At 73.8% G+C, this 16,025-nt stretch carries 18 protein-coding genes; 10 read left to right on the top strand and 8 right to left on the bottom strand.

Translation table 11 applies throughout. The features are described 5' to 3' along the window. The first annotated feature begins 7 nt into the window (after window positions 1–7). Window positions 8–1,210, top strand: coding sequence for an FAD-dependent monooxygenase (locus ABZ899_RS16770; protein WP_361346211.1), 1,203 nt, complete (start codon window positions 8–10; stop codon window positions 1,208–1,210). Continuing rightward, window positions 1,207–2,112: a Gfo/Idh/MocA family oxidoreductase gene (locus ABZ899_RS16765; protein WP_361346209.1), complete on the top strand. Its 906-nt coding sequence runs from the start codon at window positions 1,207–1,209 to the stop codon at window positions 2,110–2,112. Before ABZ899_RS16770 ends, ABZ899_RS16765 begins: the two co-directional genes overlap by 4 nt. Here the strand turns inward: ABZ899_RS16765 and lnt are convergent. From lnt to ABZ899_RS16750, 3 genes are all read right to left on the bottom strand, one after another. Next, the gene (gene lnt / locus ABZ899_RS16760) at window positions 2,036–3,607 is read right to left on the bottom strand and encodes an apolipoprotein N-acyltransferase (protein ID WP_361346208.1); all 1,572 of its coding nucleotides are present in this window, start codon (window positions 3,605–3,607) and stop codon (window positions 2,036–2,038) included. The two genes, ABZ899_RS16765 and lnt, sit on opposite strands and share 77 nt — an antisense overlap. Before the next feature lie 71 nt (window positions 3,608–3,678). Continuing rightward, on the bottom strand, window positions 3,679–4,197 hold the full coding sequence (locus tag ABZ899_RS16755; protein WP_361346206.1) for a nuclear transport factor 2 family protein: 519 nt from the start codon (window positions 4,195–4,197) through the stop codon (window positions 3,679–3,681). Between the two features lie 65 nt (window positions 4,198–4,262). Then, window positions 4,263–4,928 (bottom strand): NAD(P)-binding domain-containing protein, encoded by a 666-nt coding sequence (locus tag ABZ899_RS16750; RefSeq protein ID WP_361346202.1) that lies wholly within the window; start codon window positions 4,926–4,928, stop codon window positions 4,263–4,265. A 105-nt stretch (window positions 4,929–5,033) separates the two neighbouring features. Between ABZ899_RS16750 and ABZ899_RS16745 the strand changes: the two genes are divergently transcribed. Then, a complete protein-coding gene (locus ABZ899_RS16745; protein ID WP_361346200.1) occupies window positions 5,034–5,405 on the top strand; it encodes a helix-turn-helix domain-containing protein in 372 nt (123 codons plus the stop codon). A gap of 48 nt (window positions 5,406–5,453) precedes the next feature. Continuing rightward, window positions 5,454–6,119, top strand: coding sequence for a hypothetical protein (locus ABZ899_RS16740; RefSeq protein ID WP_361346198.1), 666 nt, complete (start codon window positions 5,454–5,456; stop codon window positions 6,117–6,119). A gap of 50 nt (window positions 6,120–6,169) precedes the next feature. Here the strand turns inward: ABZ899_RS16740 and ABZ899_RS16735 are convergent, their stop codons facing one another. From ABZ899_RS16735 to ABZ899_RS16725, 3 genes are all read right to left on the bottom strand, one after another. After that, a complete protein-coding gene (locus ABZ899_RS16735; protein ID WP_361346196.1) occupies window positions 6,170–6,349 on the bottom strand; it encodes a hypothetical protein in 180 nt (59 codons plus the stop codon). A gap of 114 nt (window positions 6,350–6,463) precedes the next feature. After that, the gene (locus ABZ899_RS16730) at window positions 6,464–7,339 is read right to left on the bottom strand and encodes an undecaprenyl-diphosphate phosphatase (RefSeq protein ID WP_361346195.1); all 876 of its coding nucleotides are present in this window, start codon (window positions 7,337–7,339) and stop codon (window positions 6,464–6,466) included. 141 nt (window positions 7,340–7,480) lie between these two features. Beyond that, on the bottom strand, window positions 7,481–7,951 hold the full coding sequence (locus tag ABZ899_RS16725; protein ID WP_361346193.1) for a helix-turn-helix domain-containing protein: 471 nt from the start codon (window positions 7,949–7,951) through the stop codon (window positions 7,481–7,483). 212 nt (window positions 7,952–8,163) lie between these two features. Here ABZ899_RS16725 and ABZ899_RS16720 point away from each other — a divergent pair, with 212 nt between their 5' ends. Then, on the top strand, window positions 8,164–9,333 hold the full coding sequence (locus ABZ899_RS16720; protein ID WP_361346192.1) for a thiolase family protein: 1,170 nt from the start codon (window positions 8,164–8,166) through the stop codon (window positions 9,331–9,333). 13 nt (window positions 9,334–9,346) lie between these two features. Here the strand turns inward: ABZ899_RS16720 and ABZ899_RS16715 are convergent, their stop codons facing one another. Next, window positions 9,347–10,129 carry a TVP38/TMEM64 family protein gene (locus ABZ899_RS16715; RefSeq protein ID WP_361346190.1) on the bottom strand — a complete coding sequence of 261 codons (783 nt, stop codon included), beginning with the start codon at window positions 10,127–10,129 and terminating at the stop codon, window positions 9,347–9,349. 48 nt (window positions 10,130–10,177) lie between these two features. Here ABZ899_RS16715 and ABZ899_RS16710 point away from each other — a divergent pair, with 48 nt between their 5' ends. The 3 genes from ABZ899_RS16710 (at window position 10,178) to ABZ899_RS16700 (ending at window position 13,271) form a co-directional block, all read left to right on the top strand. Then, window positions 10,178–10,900 (top strand): DNA alkylation repair protein, encoded by a 723-nt coding sequence (locus tag ABZ899_RS16710; protein WP_361346189.1) that lies wholly within the window; start codon window positions 10,178–10,180, stop codon window positions 10,898–10,900. Between the two features lie 272 nt (window positions 10,901–11,172). Beyond that, window positions 11,173–12,342 (top strand): elongation factor Tu, encoded by a 1,170-nt coding sequence (gene tuf, locus ABZ899_RS16705; protein WP_361346187.1) that lies wholly within the window; start codon window positions 11,173–11,175, stop codon window positions 12,340–12,342. Between the two features lie 83 nt (window positions 12,343–12,425). Continuing rightward, on the top strand, window positions 12,426–13,271 hold the full coding sequence (locus ABZ899_RS16700; RefSeq protein WP_361346185.1) for a fused MFS/spermidine synthase: 846 nt from the start codon (window positions 12,426–12,428) through the stop codon (window positions 13,269–13,271). Window positions 13,272–13,284: 13 nt separating this feature from the next. On the opposite strand, the gene ABZ899_RS16695 is transcribed toward ABZ899_RS16700, so the two are convergent. Next, entirely contained in the window at window positions 13,285–14,586 is a 1,302-nt protein-coding gene (locus ABZ899_RS16695) for an MFS transporter (protein WP_361346183.1), read from the bottom strand. Between the two features lie 152 nt (window positions 14,587–14,738). Between ABZ899_RS16695 and ABZ899_RS16690 the strand changes: the two genes are divergently transcribed. Both ABZ899_RS16690 and ABZ899_RS16685 read left to right on the top strand, forming a co-directional pair. Further along, complete coding sequence (locus ABZ899_RS16690) at window positions 14,739–15,191, top strand: DUF4442 domain-containing protein (RefSeq protein WP_361346181.1); 453 nt, start codon at window positions 14,739–14,741, stop codon at window positions 15,189–15,191. A gap of 175 nt (window positions 15,192–15,366) precedes the next feature. Then, entirely contained in the window at window positions 15,367–16,017 is a 651-nt protein-coding gene (locus ABZ899_RS16685; RefSeq protein WP_361346180.1) for a DedA family protein, read from the top strand. Window positions 16,018–16,025 lie beyond the last annotated feature (8 nt).

Here is a 16,025-nt window from a genome sequence, read left to right as displayed (position 1 = left end):
GACCGTCATGGCACCCACGAGGCGGGCCGTCGTGATCGGCGGCGGGATCGGCGGCCTGACCGCGGCCGCCGCACTGCACCGGAGAGGCTGGGCCGTCACCGTCCTGGAGCGGGCCCCCAGCCTGGAGCCGGTCGGTGCCGCGATCTCCCTGGCCCCGAACTCCCTGCGCGCCCTCGACGTCATCGGGGCGGGCGACGAGATCCGCGACCTCGCCGCCTGGCAGGGCGACGGCGGCCTGCGCACCCCGTCCGGACGCTGGCTCGCGCGGACCGACGCCGGCGCCGTGACCCGGCGCTTCGGCGGCCCCCTCGTGCTGCTGCACCGCGCCACCCTCGTCACCAGCCTCGCCGCACGGCTCCCTGCGGACGCCGTGCGCACGGCGACGGCGGCCACGGTCACCGACCCCGGCGAGGCCGGACGCCCCGCCCGCGTCGGCACCGCCGACGGCGAGCTGGAGGCCGAGCTCGTGGTGGCCGCCGACGGCATCCGGTCCGCCGTACGGGGCGTGCTCTTCCCCGACCACCCAGGCACCGCCTACGCCGGATTCACCACCTGGCGGCTCGTGATCCCCGTGCCCGGCGCCGCGTTCGCCTCCCACGAGACCTGGGGCCCGGGCCGCATCTGGGGCTCCCATCCGCTGAAGGACGGCCGCGTGTACGCCTACGCCGCCGCGGTCACCCCCGCCGGAGGGCGGGCCGCCGACGACGAGAAGACGGAACTGCTGCACCGCTACGGCGACTGGCACGCCCCGATCCCCGCGATCCTCGCCGCCGCCCGACCCGACGACGTCCTGCGGCACGACGTGCACCACATCGCCGAGCCCCTGCCCGCCTACCACCGCGGCCGGGTCGCCCTCGTCGGCGACGCCGCACACGCCATGCCGCCGACCCTGGGCCAGGGCGGCAATCAGGCCATCGAGGACGCCGTGGTCCTCGCCCACCACGCCGACGACCTCGCCGCCTACACCGCCGCCCGTCTCCCGAGGACGACGGCCATCGCCCGCCAGGCCGTCCGGGCCGCCCGGCTCAGCATGACGACCGGCCGGGCCGCCGTCGCCGTACGGAACACCGCGCTGGCCGCCGTGTCCAAGGCGGCGCCGCTGCTGTTCCTGAAGGGCTTCGAGGGCATCGCCGACTGGCGGCCGCCGCAGGCGCCGTATGCTGCCCCGAAGACCCCGGACGGCAACCACCCAAGGAGCACACCCCCGTGAAGGTCGGCTGCATCGGACTCGGTGACATCGCGCAGAAGGCCTACCTGCCGGTGCTCGGGGTTCAGCCGGGCGTCGAACTGCACCTCCAGACGCGTACGCCCGCCACGCTCACCCGCGTCGCCGACGGCCTGCACCTCCCGGACGCCCAGCGTCACGCCGACCTCGACTCGCTGCTGTCCGCCGGGCTGGACGCCGCGTTCGTGCACGCGTCGACCGTGGCGCACCCGGAGATCGTGACCCGGCTCCTGGAGGCGGGGGTGCCGACCTACGTCGACAAGCCGCTCGCCTACCGGCTGGCCGACTCCGAGCGGCTGGTGAAACTCGCCGAGGAGCGCGGGGTGAGCCTCGCGGTCGGCTTCAACCGGCGCTACGCCCCCGGCTACGCCCAGTGCGCCGACCACCCGCGCGAACTGATCCTCATGCAGAAGAACCGCGTCGGGCTCCCCGAGGAGCCGCGCGCGATGATCCTCGACGACTTCATCCACGTCGTGGACACCCTGCGCTTCCTGGTGCCCGGACCCGTCGACGACGTGACGGTGCGCGCCTGCACCGAGGGCGGGCTGCTCCACCACGTCGTGCTGCAGCTCTCCGGGGAGGGCTTCACCGCGCTCGGCGTGATGAACCGGCTCAGCGGGTCCACCGAGGAGATCCTGGAGGTCTCCGGGCAGGACACCAAGCGGCAGGTCCTCAACCTCGCCGAGGTCGTCGACCACAAGGGCCAGCCGACGGTGCGGCGGCGCGGCGACTGGGTGCCGGTCGCCCGCCAGCGCGGCGTCGAGCAGGTGGCGCTCGCCTTCCTCGACGCCGTGCGGGCCGGCAAGGTGCTCAGCGCCAGGGACGCGCTGGCCACCCACGAGCTGTGTGAGCGGGTGGTACTGGCGGTTCAGGAGCAGTCCGCCTGAACCGGGGCCGCAGACCGCGCGTCGCCTCGCCCAGACACCACAGGGCGACGAGCAGCACCGCCGCGTGCAGCGGCCAGTCGCCGAACCGGACGTACGGCGTGACACCGCCGGCCAGCGGCACCTCGTAGACGGCGCTCGCGCTCTCGCTCGTCCCCAGCCAGGACCCGACGCGCTCACCGCCCGGGCCGTACACGGCGGACACGCCGGTCAGCGTCGCGTGCACCATGGGCCGGCCCGTCTCGGCGGCCCGCAGCGCGGCCAGCGAGGCGTGCTGCTCGGGCGCCCAGCTCTGCTGGAACGTCGACGTCGCCGACTGGGCGATCAGCACGTCGGCGCCGTCGTCCGCGAGGTGGCGGCTCATGTCGGCGAAGGCGGACTCGAAGCAGACCATCGGGCCGACGCGCAGGCCGTGCCCGACGTCCATCACCACCTGCTCGGTGCCCTGCCTGCGGTCCTCGGCGGCCGCCTTGCCGACCGAGGTCGCCCAGCCCAGCAGGGAGCGCAGCGGGATGTACTCGCCGAACGGCACCAGCCGCATCTTGTCGTAGCGGTCGCCTGTCGGGCCGTCGGGGCCGACCAGGACCGAGCTCTTGTAGATGCCGGGGCGGTCGGAGCGCCGCGCGTCCACGTTCACCAGGACGTCCGCCCCGGTCTCACGCGACAGGGCGGCGAGCCGGCGCGACAGATCCCGCCGGTCGGCCAGATCGAAACCGACGCTGCTCTCGCCCCACACGACCAGATCGACGTCCTGGGTCGCCAGTTCGCGGGTCAGCCGCTCCTCGCGGTCGAACCGCACGTCCGGGCCCTTCACGACGCCCGGCTGCACGACCGCGATCCTCACCCGGTCGTCGACGTCGGGGCGCGGGGCCCACATCCAGGCCGCCGACGTGCCCACGGCCGCCGCGGTCAGCGCGGCCAGCGCCGGGACGCGTGCCGCACGCTCCGTCAGCAGCACGGCGAACGCCACGTTGACCGCCACCACCAGGACGCTGATCAGCCACACCCCGCCCAGCGAGGCGAGCCGCAGCGCCGGGCGCACCTCCCACTGACTGGCGCCCAGCACGCCCCACGGCCCGCCGAGCCCCTGCCAGGAGCGCACCAGCTCGATCAGCAGCCAGCCCGACGGCAGCAGGACGAGCGCCGCCGCGACCCGAGGCGGCGCCTGGCAGGCACCGAGCAGACGGTGCACCAGCCAGCCCCACGGCGCCCACAGCGCGCCCAGCAGGGCGGCGATGACGAACGTGAAGACGTGCAGGTTCGGCAGCAGCCAGTGGTGCATCGCCAGCATGAAGCCGAACCCGCCCCACCAGCCGTCGTGCGCCGCGCGCCGGCCCGTCGGCGCACCGCGCAGCAACACGATCCACGGGATCAGCGCGACGTACGCGAACCACCAGAGCGAGGGCTGGGGAAACGCGAGCACGGGCAGGGCGCCGAGGAGTGCGGCGATGGCCGAGCGCCGCCACGGTGAGGTGAGCCGGCGACTGATCGTCTTCATGCAGCGCCTCCTACCCCGTGGTCCTTACAGTGTGCGCACATGGCGGCGGCCGGACAGCCGGCCGCCGCCGGTCAGCCGGTACCCGCCGGCGCGGTCCGCCCCGGCCGGCGGCGCCACTTCTCCTCGATGACGACCCCGAGCAGACGCCAGCCGTCGTCGGTGCGGACCAGCCGGAAGGCGTACCGGCCGCCGCTGACGAAGTCCGGCGCCCCCGCGCCCTCGCCCTCCGCGTCCTCGCCCCCGGCATCCTCGCCTCCGGCCGCGGCGAGCCGCATCGGATTGACGTAGTCCGCCCGTACCTCCGCGGTGTCCCCGACGTCCTGATCGAGGACGCCGAAGCGCACCCGGCGGTTGACGATCAGGTGCTGCCGTACCGAGAAGGCCCGCATGCTCTCGGCCAGCCATGCGGCGACCGTCCCGGCGTCTCCCTCGACACCTCCGGCCGAGCGGTAGTCGGCCTGGCCACCCGGGGCGAACAATCCGCGGTACGCCTCCCAGTCGCCGTCGTCCACGGCCACCGCGTACTCGGTGACCAACTCGTCGAGGGCCAGCCGGTCCCTGAGGGTGGCGAGCTCCACACGCTGCGTCATCGGCTCAGTGTTGGGCATGGGACGCGGTGCGCCAAGAGGGCGTGCGGGGATATCCGAAGGCCGGGCTACGCCCCGGTGCCGGTGCGCACGGCGGCCGAGGGGACCACGGGCACCGCCGAGTTGGGGTCGACACCGGCGAAGGCCAGGCCGATGACGAACCCCGCCACCTCCTCCAACTGGCGGACACGGTCCAACGTCCCCAGAGTCGCCGGGATCCCGCCCACGTCCCGGACCAGGTCGCCGACGGTCTTCAGGGCTGCCGGGTCGTCGCCGCACATCGCCACCGTCACCGGGGCCTTGGCACTGGCGGGTGACGCGGCCCACCGGTCGGGGGGGAAGAGGTGGAACGCCTTCACGACCCGGGCGCCCGGGGCGAGACGCGCGATACGCCCCGCCGCGGACTCGCCGGGGCCGACGAGGAGCGCGCCTACGCCGTGCGCCACGGCGTTCGTGGGGTCGATGAGCGGCGTCCCGTCGAGCGCGCCCTCCGGGGCACCCGCGAGGCGCAGCATGTCCTCGATGCCACCCCACGTCACGGCGAGCAGCACCGCGTCCCGCCCGCCGACCGCCTCACGCGGCGCGACGGCCTCCACCGCGTCGCCTGTCTGCCGGGCGACCCGCTCGGCCTTCGCCCGCGACCGCCCGGCGACCGCCACTTCGTGCCCCGCCCGCGCCCAGCCCGTGGCCAGGGCCGTCGCGAGCATCCCCGTGCCCAGAATCCCGATGCGCATCGTCTCCGCCTCTCTCGTCGGTCAGCAGTGCTTCGCCGCTGAGGACGCTAGGCGAGCCCATGCGCACCGATCGGTGCGCGAGGGGAGCGGGATGATGTGCTCGCCATGACCGAACACGACGCCCACTGCCAGGAGTTCGTCGCCGACTGCCGGGTCCGCGCGGCCACGGACCTCTTCACCCACACCTGGGACCCGGTGGTCCTGGCCGCCTTGAGGGAGGGAAGGCGCCGGCGCCGCACGCTGCGCACGGCGATCGGCGGCATCAGCGACAAGGCGCTCACCGACGCCCTGCACCGGCTGCTCGCCACCGGCCTGATCGAACGCCACGCGCACCCGGAGGTGCCGCCCCGCGTCGAGTACGCCCTGACCCCCCTGGGCCGCAGCCTGGTCGAGGGCCCGATGGCGGCACTGGGCCGCTGGGCCCTGGACCACGGCGACGCATTGCTGGAGGCACGGGAGCGGGGGGCTGGGCATTGAACCGTCAACTCCGTCGGGCGGGTTGGCCCGGGGGTGGATCATGAGGGCATGAGGAAGTGGATGAAGAGGACGGCTCCGGCCGGCGAACCGGAACACGGGCTCGGACTCCCGGCGGACCAGCGGGCGATGCGGGAGCGGCTCCTCGCGGCGCCCGTGGTGCCCGCGCCCGAGCCCTGGCGACGCGTCTTCGGCCACACGTACGGGACGCCCGTCGGCGGGCTGGTCGGGATCGGCTTCGCGGCACACCCCGACGACGGCCGTGATCTGGTGATGGCCGTCTCGCACGCCGGGCACGGCCTGTTCGACGCCGTGACCGGCGAGAGGATCGCCAGGGACCACGACCCGGACCCCGAGGATGCCCTGCCGGACGAGGTGTCCGGCCTCTCCTGCCCCGGGCTGGGCCCGATCGCCGGGAGACGCGTGCGTATCGCGGGGCTGTTCGGCGGCGGGTTGCGCACCACCACCGAGGACGGCTGGACCTTGGAGGTCGCCCTCCCGGCCCGGCCGGACGAACGCGTCCTGCTGTCCCGCGAGGGCGGGTCTCCCCCCGTCGGGCCGCAGGGGGAGCGGCGGTGGCACATCTACCACGCCGACTTCTCCGAGCTGCGGACGGCCGGCTTCTCGCCCTCCGGGCGGACCGTCGCCGTGGCGACGAGCAGTGAGCTGGCCCTGTGGACACGCCGACCCGCGGGCGGCCCCGGGGTGCATCCGTAGGGCCTCGTGTGGGCGGGTGCCGCATCCGTGGGGGCAGGGCCCTCGCCTCTTCAGGCGGCCTCGACGACCTCGGCGCGGAGGGCGGCCGCCCACTCGACCACCAGCAGCTCGTACTCCGCGCGCTCCTGGGCCGAGAGGGAGCCGCCCGCGCGCGTCCACAGGGCACGGATCGCCTCGTTCACCTCGGCGGCGGAGCGCACGGAACCAGGGTCTAAGGAACTGGGGGACATGGTGTCAAGCCTAGGGGTTGGCACTGACCGTGCGCTACCGGACGGCTACAGATCACGTATGTCCTTGGCCACGAATACGACCAAAAACGCTTGGGCGGCGGCGAGTCGGACGGCTCAGCCCGACGACTCCGCCGCGTGCGGGCTGAGGACGCCGGCCACGACCAGGACGATGATGACCAGGCCGAGCGCCACCCGGTAGTAGACGAACGGCATGAAGCTCTTCGTCGAGATGTACTTCATGAACCATGCGATGACCGCGTACCCGGAGACGAAGGCGATCACCGTGGCGAAGATCGTCGGGCCCCAGGAGACATGGTCGTTCTCCAGCGCGTCCTTGAGCTCGAAGAGGCCCGAGGCGAGGACGGCGGGGATCGCCAGCAGGAACGAGTAACGGGCCGCGGACTCCCGCTGGTAGCCCATGAACAGACCGCCGCTGATGGTGGCGCCGGAGCGGGACACTCCGGGGATGAGCGCCATGGCCTGGCACAGGCCGTAGATGAGGCCGTCCTTGACGTTCAGATCCTCCAGCGACTTGCGCTGCTTGGCGGCGCGGTGCCGGCCGCCGGACTCGTCGCGCGCCGCCAGCCGGTCGGCGACGCCGATGACGATGCCGACCACGATCAGCATGGTCGCCGTGACCCGCAGGTCGCGGAACGGGCCCTCGATCTGGTCCTTGAGCGTCAGGCCCAGCACACCGATCGGGATGGAGCCGACGATGACCAGCCAGCCCATCTGGGCGTCGTGGTCGCGCCGCATCTCCTTGTTCGTCAGCGACTTCAGCCACGCCAGGACGATCCGCCCGATGTCCTTGCGGAAGTAGATCAGGACGGCCGCCTCGGTGCCGATCTGGGTGATCGCGGTGAAGGCCGCGCCGGGGTCCTCCCAGCCCGAGAACGCCGCGGTCAGCCGCAGGTGCGCGCTGGAGGACACGGGGAGGAATTCGGTCAGCCCCTGGACGAGTCCGAGGATGAGGGATTCAAACCAAGACATGAAGTTACGGCGTCCAAGTGCTGATCGTGGCAGGGGATACGCGGGACCCGCGTCGTCGGCGCGGTGATCGCGGCTGTCGAGGGGCAGCGTAGCGTCCCTGGGTGAACCCCCTGCCACAGGGGCTCGGCGCGCGACGGGCGGTCAGGCGGCCGTCGGTCCCGACACCGACCACCCCGGGGCCTGGGGGTGTGCGGTGACGTCCTCGTGCCGGACCGTCTCGCCGCAGGCCCGGCAGGTGACGACCGGGAGCAGTTCGTTGCCGCAACTGTGTTCGATCACCATGGGCCGGTCGTCGTCCTGGCGCAGATGGCGGTCGCCCCAGGCCATGAGCGTCAGCAGGACCGGCTCCAGCTCGAGGCCGGCCCGCGTGGGCCGGTACTCGAACCGCTGCGGCCGCTCGCTGTAGGCGCGCTTGGTGAGGATCCCGGCGTCGAGGAGGCGGCGCAGCCGCGTCGAGAGGACGTCGCGCGGGGCGCCGATGTTGCGGACGAGTTGGTCGAAGCGGCCGTTGCCGAGGCACACCTCGCGCAGGACGAGCAGGGAGTACTTCTCACCGACGAGGGCCAGCGTGTCGGCGATCGAGCAGGGGCGGGGGTCCTTGGTGGCGGCCATGCCGTCCAGTCTAGGGAGTCGAGCGTCCGGTTTTCCGACTTTGCTGCTCAGATGGGTGCGCAGTACCCGAAGACGCGCACAGCGCCCAAGGAGAGGGTTTGATTTTCCAACCTGCGGAGCTATGGTGAGTTCAGATTTCCTACTCACCGGTAATCAGGCGGCGCCCGGTACCCGCCGAGCCACCGGCCCCGCGCGCCAAGGAGGCCCGCACCATGCGAGACGCAGTCATCGTCGAAGCCGTACGCACCCCCATCGGCAAGGGCAAGCCGAACGGCTCCCTCGCGCACGTCCACCCCGTCGAACTCCTCGCCCACACCCTGCGCAGCCTCGTGGAGCGCTCCGGCGTCGACCCGGCGCTGATCGACGACGTCATCGGCGGCACCGTCGACCAGGTCGGCGAGCAGGCCATGAACACCACGCGCTACGCCGCCCTCTCCGCCGGTTTCCCCGAGACGGTCCCGGCGACCACCGTCGACCGCCAGTGCGGCTCCTCCCAGCAGGCCGTGCACTTCGCCGCCCAGGGCGTCCTGTCCGGCGCCTACGACCTGGTCGTGGCCTGCGGTGTCGAGTCGATGAGCCGGGTGCCGATGTGGTCGAACGTGCCGCCCGGCAAGGACCCCTTCGGCCCCGGCATCGCCGCCCGCTACCCCGACGGGCTCGTCCCGCAGGGCATCAGTGCCGAACTGATCGCCGCCAAGTGGTCCCTCACCCGTGAGGAGATGGACGCGTTCGCCGTCTCCTCCCACCACCGGGCCGCCGCGGCCTGGGAGAAGGGCCTGTTCGACGCCGAGGTCGCGCCGCTGGACGGCGTCTCGCGCGACGAGTGCGTCCGTCCCGGCAGCACGCCCGAGATCCTCGCCGGACTCAAGCCCGCCTACCACGACCCGGTGTTCGCCGAGCGCTTCCCGCAGATCGAGTGGAACGTCACCGCGGGCAACGCCAGCCCCGTCAACGACGGCGCCTCCGCCGTCCTCATCACGTCGTCCGAGACGGCGGCCCGCCTCGGCCTGCGCCCCCTGGCCCGGCTGCACAGCTTCGCCGTCACCGGCTCCGACCCCGTCCTCATGCTGACCGGCGTCGTTCCGGCGACCGAGAAGGTGCTGCGCCGGGCGAACCTGTCGATCGACGACATCGACCTGTTCGAGGTGAACGAGGCGTTCGCCAGCGTGGTGCTCGCCTGGCGGCAGGAGACCGGCGCGGACCTCTCCAGGGTCAACGTGCACGGCGGCGCGATCGCGCTCGGCCATCCGCTCGGCGCCAGCGGCACCCGGCTCACCACGACCCTGGTGCACGCGATGCGCGAGCGCGGCGCCCGCTACGCCCTGCAGACGATGTGCGAGGCCGGCGGACTCGCCAACGCGATGGTCCTCGAAGCCGTGTGACCGACGGCGGGGCTCAGCGGCCGCGCAGGTGGTGGCGCTTGCGCCAGGCCACCACCACACCCGCCAGCGCCGGCACGGCGATGCAGGCCAGCGCGATCAGGAAGGCGGGCGACGTCGGTGTGGCGGCACGGGCGCCGGCCACGGCGTACGCGGCGGTGTTCGGGATCGAGCCGAGCGCCGTCGCCAGCAGGAACGGGACGTACCCCATGCGGGAGACGGAGGCGGCGTAGTTCGCGGCCCAGAACGGCACCCCCGGGAAGAGCCGCACCGCCAGCATCGAGCGGAAGCCGTGCCGGCTGAACTGGCCGTCCGCCGCCTTCAGCACCCGGCCGCGCAGCAGCGGCCGCAGCGCGTCCTGGCCCAGCAGCCGGCCGAGCCCGAAGGCGATCCCCGCCCCCAGCACCGTGCCCGCGAGCGCCGCGCCCAGACCCAGCTGGGAGCCGAACAGCGCGCCCGCCGCCAGGTTCAGCAGGGGACGCGGCACGAACGCCACCGTGACCAGGCCGTACGCCACCGCGAACAGCACGACCGCCGCCGCGCCCTCCAGGTGCGCCGGCCAGCCGTCCGACAGGAGTCTCTGCGGCTCGAAGAGCAGCACGCAGGACGCGGCGGCGGCCAGCAGGAGCACCAGCGCCGACAGCCGTGACCACGGCGAGAGCAGGGCTCTGCCGCAGCGCGCGGCCAGGCCGGCGGGCGCGGGCGTGAGCGAGGGGACGGGGACGGCGAGCTCCGTGGTGACGGCCCGGGGAGAGGCCGTCGCGGTGCCCCCAGAGCGGGTGGTGGCATCGTCGAGCATTCGGCGACAGTAACCGAAGAGGACATGTGATCGCCGTATGGTCGTGCCATGAGCGGGACAGGCGCGAAAACGACGGACGTGCCGCGCAGCATGCTCGCCGACACGGTGATGGAGCGGCTGACCAGCACCTACGCGGCCGCCGCGGACCCGGGGCGGGCCGCCGCCATGCGGGCTTACATGAAGGACGTGGCCCCGTTCCTCGGCATCCCCTCTCCCGAGCGCCGCGCCCTGTCGCGCTCCGTCGTCCGGGGCACCCCGCGCCCCGACGAAGGCGACTGCACCGCGGTCGCGCTGCGCTGCTGGCGGCTGCCCGAGCGGGAGTACCAGTACTTCGCCGTCGACTATCTGCGCCGGCATGTGACGCGTCTGTCCTCCGGGTTCCTCCCGGTGACCCGGCAGTTGGTGTCGACGGTGCCCTGGTGGGACACCGTCGACGCGCTCGCCGCGCACGTCGTCGGCGGCCTCGTCACGGCCGACGCCGCGCTGGCCGCGGACATGGACGCCTGGATCGAGGACGACGACCTCTGGGTCGCCCGCACCGCTCTCCTGCACCAGCTCCGCTACCGGGAACGTACCGACACCCGGCGCCTGTTCGCCTACTGCCTGCGCCAGTCCGGCCACCCCGACTTCTTCATCCGCAAGGCCATCGGCTGGTGCCTGCGCGAGTACGCCAAGACCGACCCCGGGGCCGTACGGGACTTCCTGGCGCGCGAGGGCGGGCGGTTCGCCCCGCTGTCCGTGCGTGAGGCGCTGAAGAACATCGGCGCCTGACCGCCGGGCCGCGCGGGGAAAACCATTCGACGCCGGGGGCGGCCTCGGCGATGATCGGCGTCATGTTCCGGTACGCCTTCGTTCTCGCCGCATCCGCCGCCGCGGATACGCCGAAGGCTGCCGTCCTCGTCCTCCTGGCCGCCGTCGACGGCGCCCGAAGCTGACCCTCCCCGGAACGTCCGGCGGACCCCGCAGGGGGAGGGTCGGCACCTCCTCGGGGTCCCCCTCTCGTCACCGAGACGTCCAGCGACGTCAGACTTCGGAGCACACCCATGTCCAAGACGGCGTACGTGCGTACCAAGCCGCATCTCAACATCGGCACGATGGGCCACGTCGACCACGGCAAGACCACGCTGACCGCCGCCATCACCAAGGTCCTGGCCGCCCGCGGCTCCGGCACCTTCGTGCCGTTCGACCGCATCGACCGGGCGCCGGAGGAGGCGGCCCGCGGCATCACCATCAACATCGCGCACGTCGAGTACGAGACCGACACCCGTCACTACGCGCACGTCGACATGCCGGGCCACGCCGACTACGTGAAGAACATGGTCACCGGCGCGGCGCAGCTCGACGGGGCGATCCTCGTGGTCTCCGCGCTCGACGGCATCATGCCGCAGACCGCCGAACACGTGCTGCTCGCGCGGCAGGTGGGGGTCGACCACATCGTCGTCGCCCTCAACAAGGCCGACGCCGGCGACCCCGAGCTGCTCGACCTCGTCGAGCTGGAGGTCCGGGACCTGCTCAGCGAGCACGGCTACGGCGGCGACGCCGCGCCCGTCGTACGGGTCTCGGGGCTGAAGGCGCTGGACGGCGACCCCCGGTGGACGGCGGCCGTCGAGGCGCTGCTCGACGCGGTGGACACGTACGTCCCCATGCCGGAGCGGTACGTCGACGCGCCGTTCCTGCTGCCCGTCGAGAACGTCCTGACCATCACCGGCCGGGGGACCGTGGTGACCGGTGCCGTGGAGCGGGGGACCGTCCGCGTCGGCGACCGGGTCGAGGTGCTCGGGGCCGGCGTGGAGAGCGTGGTGACCGGCCTGGAGACCTTCGGCAAGCCGATGGACGAGGCCCAGGCCGGTGACAACGTGGCGCTGCTGCTGCGCGGCGTCCCCCGGGACGCCGTCCGGCGCGGGCACGTGGTGGCCGCGCCGGGCAGCGTGGAGCCCCGCAGCCGTTTCACGGCCCAGGTGTACGTCCTGTCGGCCCGCGAGGGCGGCCGCTCGACGCCGCTGTCCACCGGGTACCGGCCGCAGTTCTACATCCGCACCGCGGACGTGGTGGGGGACGTCGACCTCGGTGGGGCGGCCGTCGCGCGGCCCGGCGAGACCGTCACCATGACCGTCGAGCTGGGGCGCGAGGTGCCGTTGGAGCCCGGTCTCGGGTTCGCCATCCGTGAGGGTGGCCGGACTGTCGGGGCCGGGACGGTGACCGCCGTCGTATGAGGGGCCGGGGGCCGCGCGACCGGGACGACCGGGCGTGCGGCCCCCGTGCCGGTGGCGGGACCGGGGCGCCCCACAATGGGGGAGTGGACGACTCCAGACCCGTCGCCGGTGCCACCGGGCACGGCTTCGCCAAGCTCATGCCCGACGTCGACCGGGAACGGGCCTGGCTGCTCACCGTCGACGGGGCTCCGCAGTCGTACGTCGACCTCGACGAGCCCACGCACCTGGAGTTCGAGTACGTGCGCCGGGTCGGGCACGCGCTGGACGTCGTGGCGGAGCCGGGGCGCGCCCTGGACGTGGTGCACCTCGGGGGCGGGGCGCTCACCCTGCCCCGGTATGTCGCCGCCACCCGGCCGGGGTCCCGGCAGCACGTCGTGGAGCTCGACGGTGCGCTGCTCGACCTGGTCCTGGAGCATCTGCCGACGCCCGCCGGAGCCGACATCACCACGCACGCCGCCGACGCGCGGGCGTGGCTCGACGCCGCCCCGGCGCGGTCGGCCGACGTGCTCGTCGCCGACGTGTTCGCGGGCTCCCGGGTGCCCGCGCACGTCACGTCCGTCGAGTACGCCCGCGCCGCCGCCCGGGTGCTCCGCGGCGACGGGGTCTACCTCGCGAACCTCGCCGACGCCGCGCCGTTCGCCTTCCTGCGCTCCCAACTGGCCAACCTGGCCGATGTCTTCGAGGAGCTCGCGCTGATCGCCGAACCGGCCGTGCTGCGCGGGCGGCGCTTCGGGAACGCGGTCCTGGTCGCCGCGCACCGGCCCGTGGACACGGCCGCCCTGGCCCGGCTGACCGCGGGCGACGCGTTCCCGGCCCGCGTGGAGCAGGGGGCCGGGGTGCGGGCTTTCATGGGAGCGGCACGTCCCGTGCGGGACGAGGACGCCGTCCCGTCACCCGAGCCGCCCGAGGGGGCGTTCGGCATCGGCTGAGGGGCCGGTGCCGTCAGCCGATCCCCTCGGCCGGGGCCCGCGTGCCCGCCGGGGCGCCGCTGCCGCCCGACGTCACCGGCTTGCCGCGGCGGCGCAGATTGCGGACGTCCGGCACGCACAGGACCGCGGCGGTGACCACCACGATCACCGCGGCGCAGCCCCACAGCGCCGGCGCGCGCCCGAACGCGGTCTCCGCCGGGCCGGCCAGGGCCGTGGCCAGCGGGACCATGGCGACCGAGCCGAACCAGTCGTAGGCGGAGACGCGGGACAGCTTGTCCTCCGGTATCTCCTGGTGCAGCGCGGTCATCCAGGAGACGCCGAACACCTCCAGCATCACTCCGGTCAGGAACATCACCGCGCACAGCGCGCCCACCGGGACCGGCACGGCGAGCGCGGCGGACGGCAGGGCCAGCGGGAAGACGCACAGGGTGCCGGCGAGGAGGAGGCGGCGCGGCTGCCAGCGCGTCATGAGCAGCGCGCCGGCCACCGTGCCCGCGCCGAAGAACCCCAGGGCCACGCCCCACGGGCCGGCCCCGCCCAGGTGGTCCCGGGCGACGAGCGGACCGTAGACCGCGTCGGCCGCCGCGACCACCGCGTTGGCGACGGAGAACTGGACGACCACGGCCCACAGCCACGGCCGTCCCGCGAACTCCCGCCAGCCCTCGCGCAGATCGGCGAGCATGCCGCCGCCGGGCGCGCGCCGCGCGACCCGGCTGACGTCCAGCAGGGCCCGCATCGCACCGGCGACCGCGAAGGCCGCGGCGTCCGCCGCGAGCACCCAGCCCGGTCCCAGCGCCGCCACCATGGCACCGCCGAGCGCCGCTCCTCCGACGGCCGCTCCCTGCATCGCCATCCGGAACACCGCGAACGCCTTGCCCGCCTGCTCCCCCCGCACCGACGACAGCAGCATGCCCTCGGCGGCCGGGCTGAAGAACGCCTGGCCGGTGCCGCCGAGCGCGGTGAGCAGCATCATCTGCCACAGCCGGGCCTCGCCGGTGAGGACCAGCGCGGCGAAGACCGCCTGCGAGACGCAGTTGAGGGCGTTGGCCGCCACCATCACCCGGTGCCGGGGCAGCCGGTCCGCGACGGCACCGCCGATCAGCAGGAAGAGCACCAGGGGCAGGGTCCGGGAGGCGGCGACGAGACCCACGTCGCCGCCGTCGCCGCCCGCCTCCAGGACGGCGAAGGCGGCGGCGATCAGGGAGCCGTTGCTGCCGAGGTTGGTGACGAACGCCGAGGCGGTCAGCAGGCTGTAGTTGCGGCCCGCCCAGGCGGGGCGGCGGGAGCGGCGGGAAGGAGGGGCGGCGCGGGTCACCGGCCGACTATCGCCGTCCGGCCCCCGGTTTGCCAAGCCGGTGCGCAGGTCACGGACGGGCGGGTGCGCTCGGGACGGTGCGCGCGGCCCTGGGTGAGGGGTGCGTCACGGCGGTCTGTCGCCCGTCCCTACTCGCGAGTAACGTGACCGTCATGAGCGCAGACCAGCTGTCCGTCGGCGAGATGCTCGTCGCCACCGTGCCCATGGCCCGGACCCTGCACCTCGAGTTCGTGGAGATCACCCCCGAGCGGGCCGTGGTGGTCCTGCCGGACCAGAGCGCGTTCCACAACCACGTGGGCGGGCCGCACGCCGGCGCCATGTTCACGCTCGGCGAGTCCGCCGGCGGGGCCATCGTGCTGTCCGCGTTCGGGGACCAGCTGGCCCGCGCCGTGCCGCTCGCCGTGAGCGCCGAGATCTCCTACCGCCGGCTCGCCATGGGAGCGGTGACGGCCACCGCGACCCTGGGCCGCCCGGCCGCCGAGGTCGTCGCGCAGCTGGACGCCGGGGAGCGGCCCGAGTTCCCGGTGATCATCGAGATCCGGCGCGCGGACGGCGCCGTCACCGGCGAGATGAGGGCCATCTGGACCCTGCGGCCGAACGGCTGAGCGCCGCACAGCCGCGTTCCGGCTCACGGCCGCGCGCCCGCGTGCCACGGCCGGTCCGGACGCAACCCGGACGACGCCCGGGACGTCCAAGAGAGCGGGTAGGCTTCCCCGATGCGCGCCCACCGCTGAGCGGGCGCCCGGGAACGCAGGGTCAGGCACACGAGAGGAAGCGGCGTTGCACGTCCAGGAATGGCTCGAAACGGTGCCCCCGCTGGCGATCTACCTGCTGGTCGGGCTGGTCATCGGACTGGAGAGCCTGGGCATCCCGCTGCCCGGCGAGATCATCCTGGTGTCGTCCGCCCTGCTCGCCTCGCAGCACGGCGAAATCGACCCCTTCGTGCTCGGCGCCTGCGCGAGCGCCGGCGCCGTCATCGGCGACTCCATCGGCTACGCCATCGGCCGCAGGGGAGGCAGGCCCCTGCTGGCCTGGCTGGGCGCTAAGTTCCCCAGGCACTTCAGCGAGGGGCACATCGCGACCGCCGAGCGGTCCTTCCAGAAGTGGGGGATGTGGGCGGTCTTCTTCGGCCGGTTCGTCGCCCTCCTGCGCATCTTCGCCGGACCCCTCGCGGGCGTCCTGCACATGCCGTACTGGAAGTTCCTGACCGCGAACGTGCTCGGCGGCATCGTCTGGGCGGGCGGCACCACCGCCGTCATCTACTACGTCGGCGTGGTCGCCGAGTCCTGGCTGAAGCGCTTCTCCTGGCTGGGCCTGGTCGCGGCGGTCCTGATCGGCCTCGCCTCCCTGCTGATCGTGAAGCGCAAGGCCGCCAAGGCGCAGACCGCCCACCAGGAAGCGGAACCCGCGCCGGTCCCCGCGGGCGACTGAGCACACCG

Source organism: Streptomyces sp. NPDC046859, from assembly GCF_040645135.1.
In the GTDB taxonomy this organism is placed as follows: Bacteria; Actinomycetota; Actinomycetes; order Streptomycetales; family Streptomycetaceae; genus Streptomyces.
Note: the sequence above shows the minus strand (reverse complement) of the source record. Positions and strands in the feature narration are given on the sequence as shown.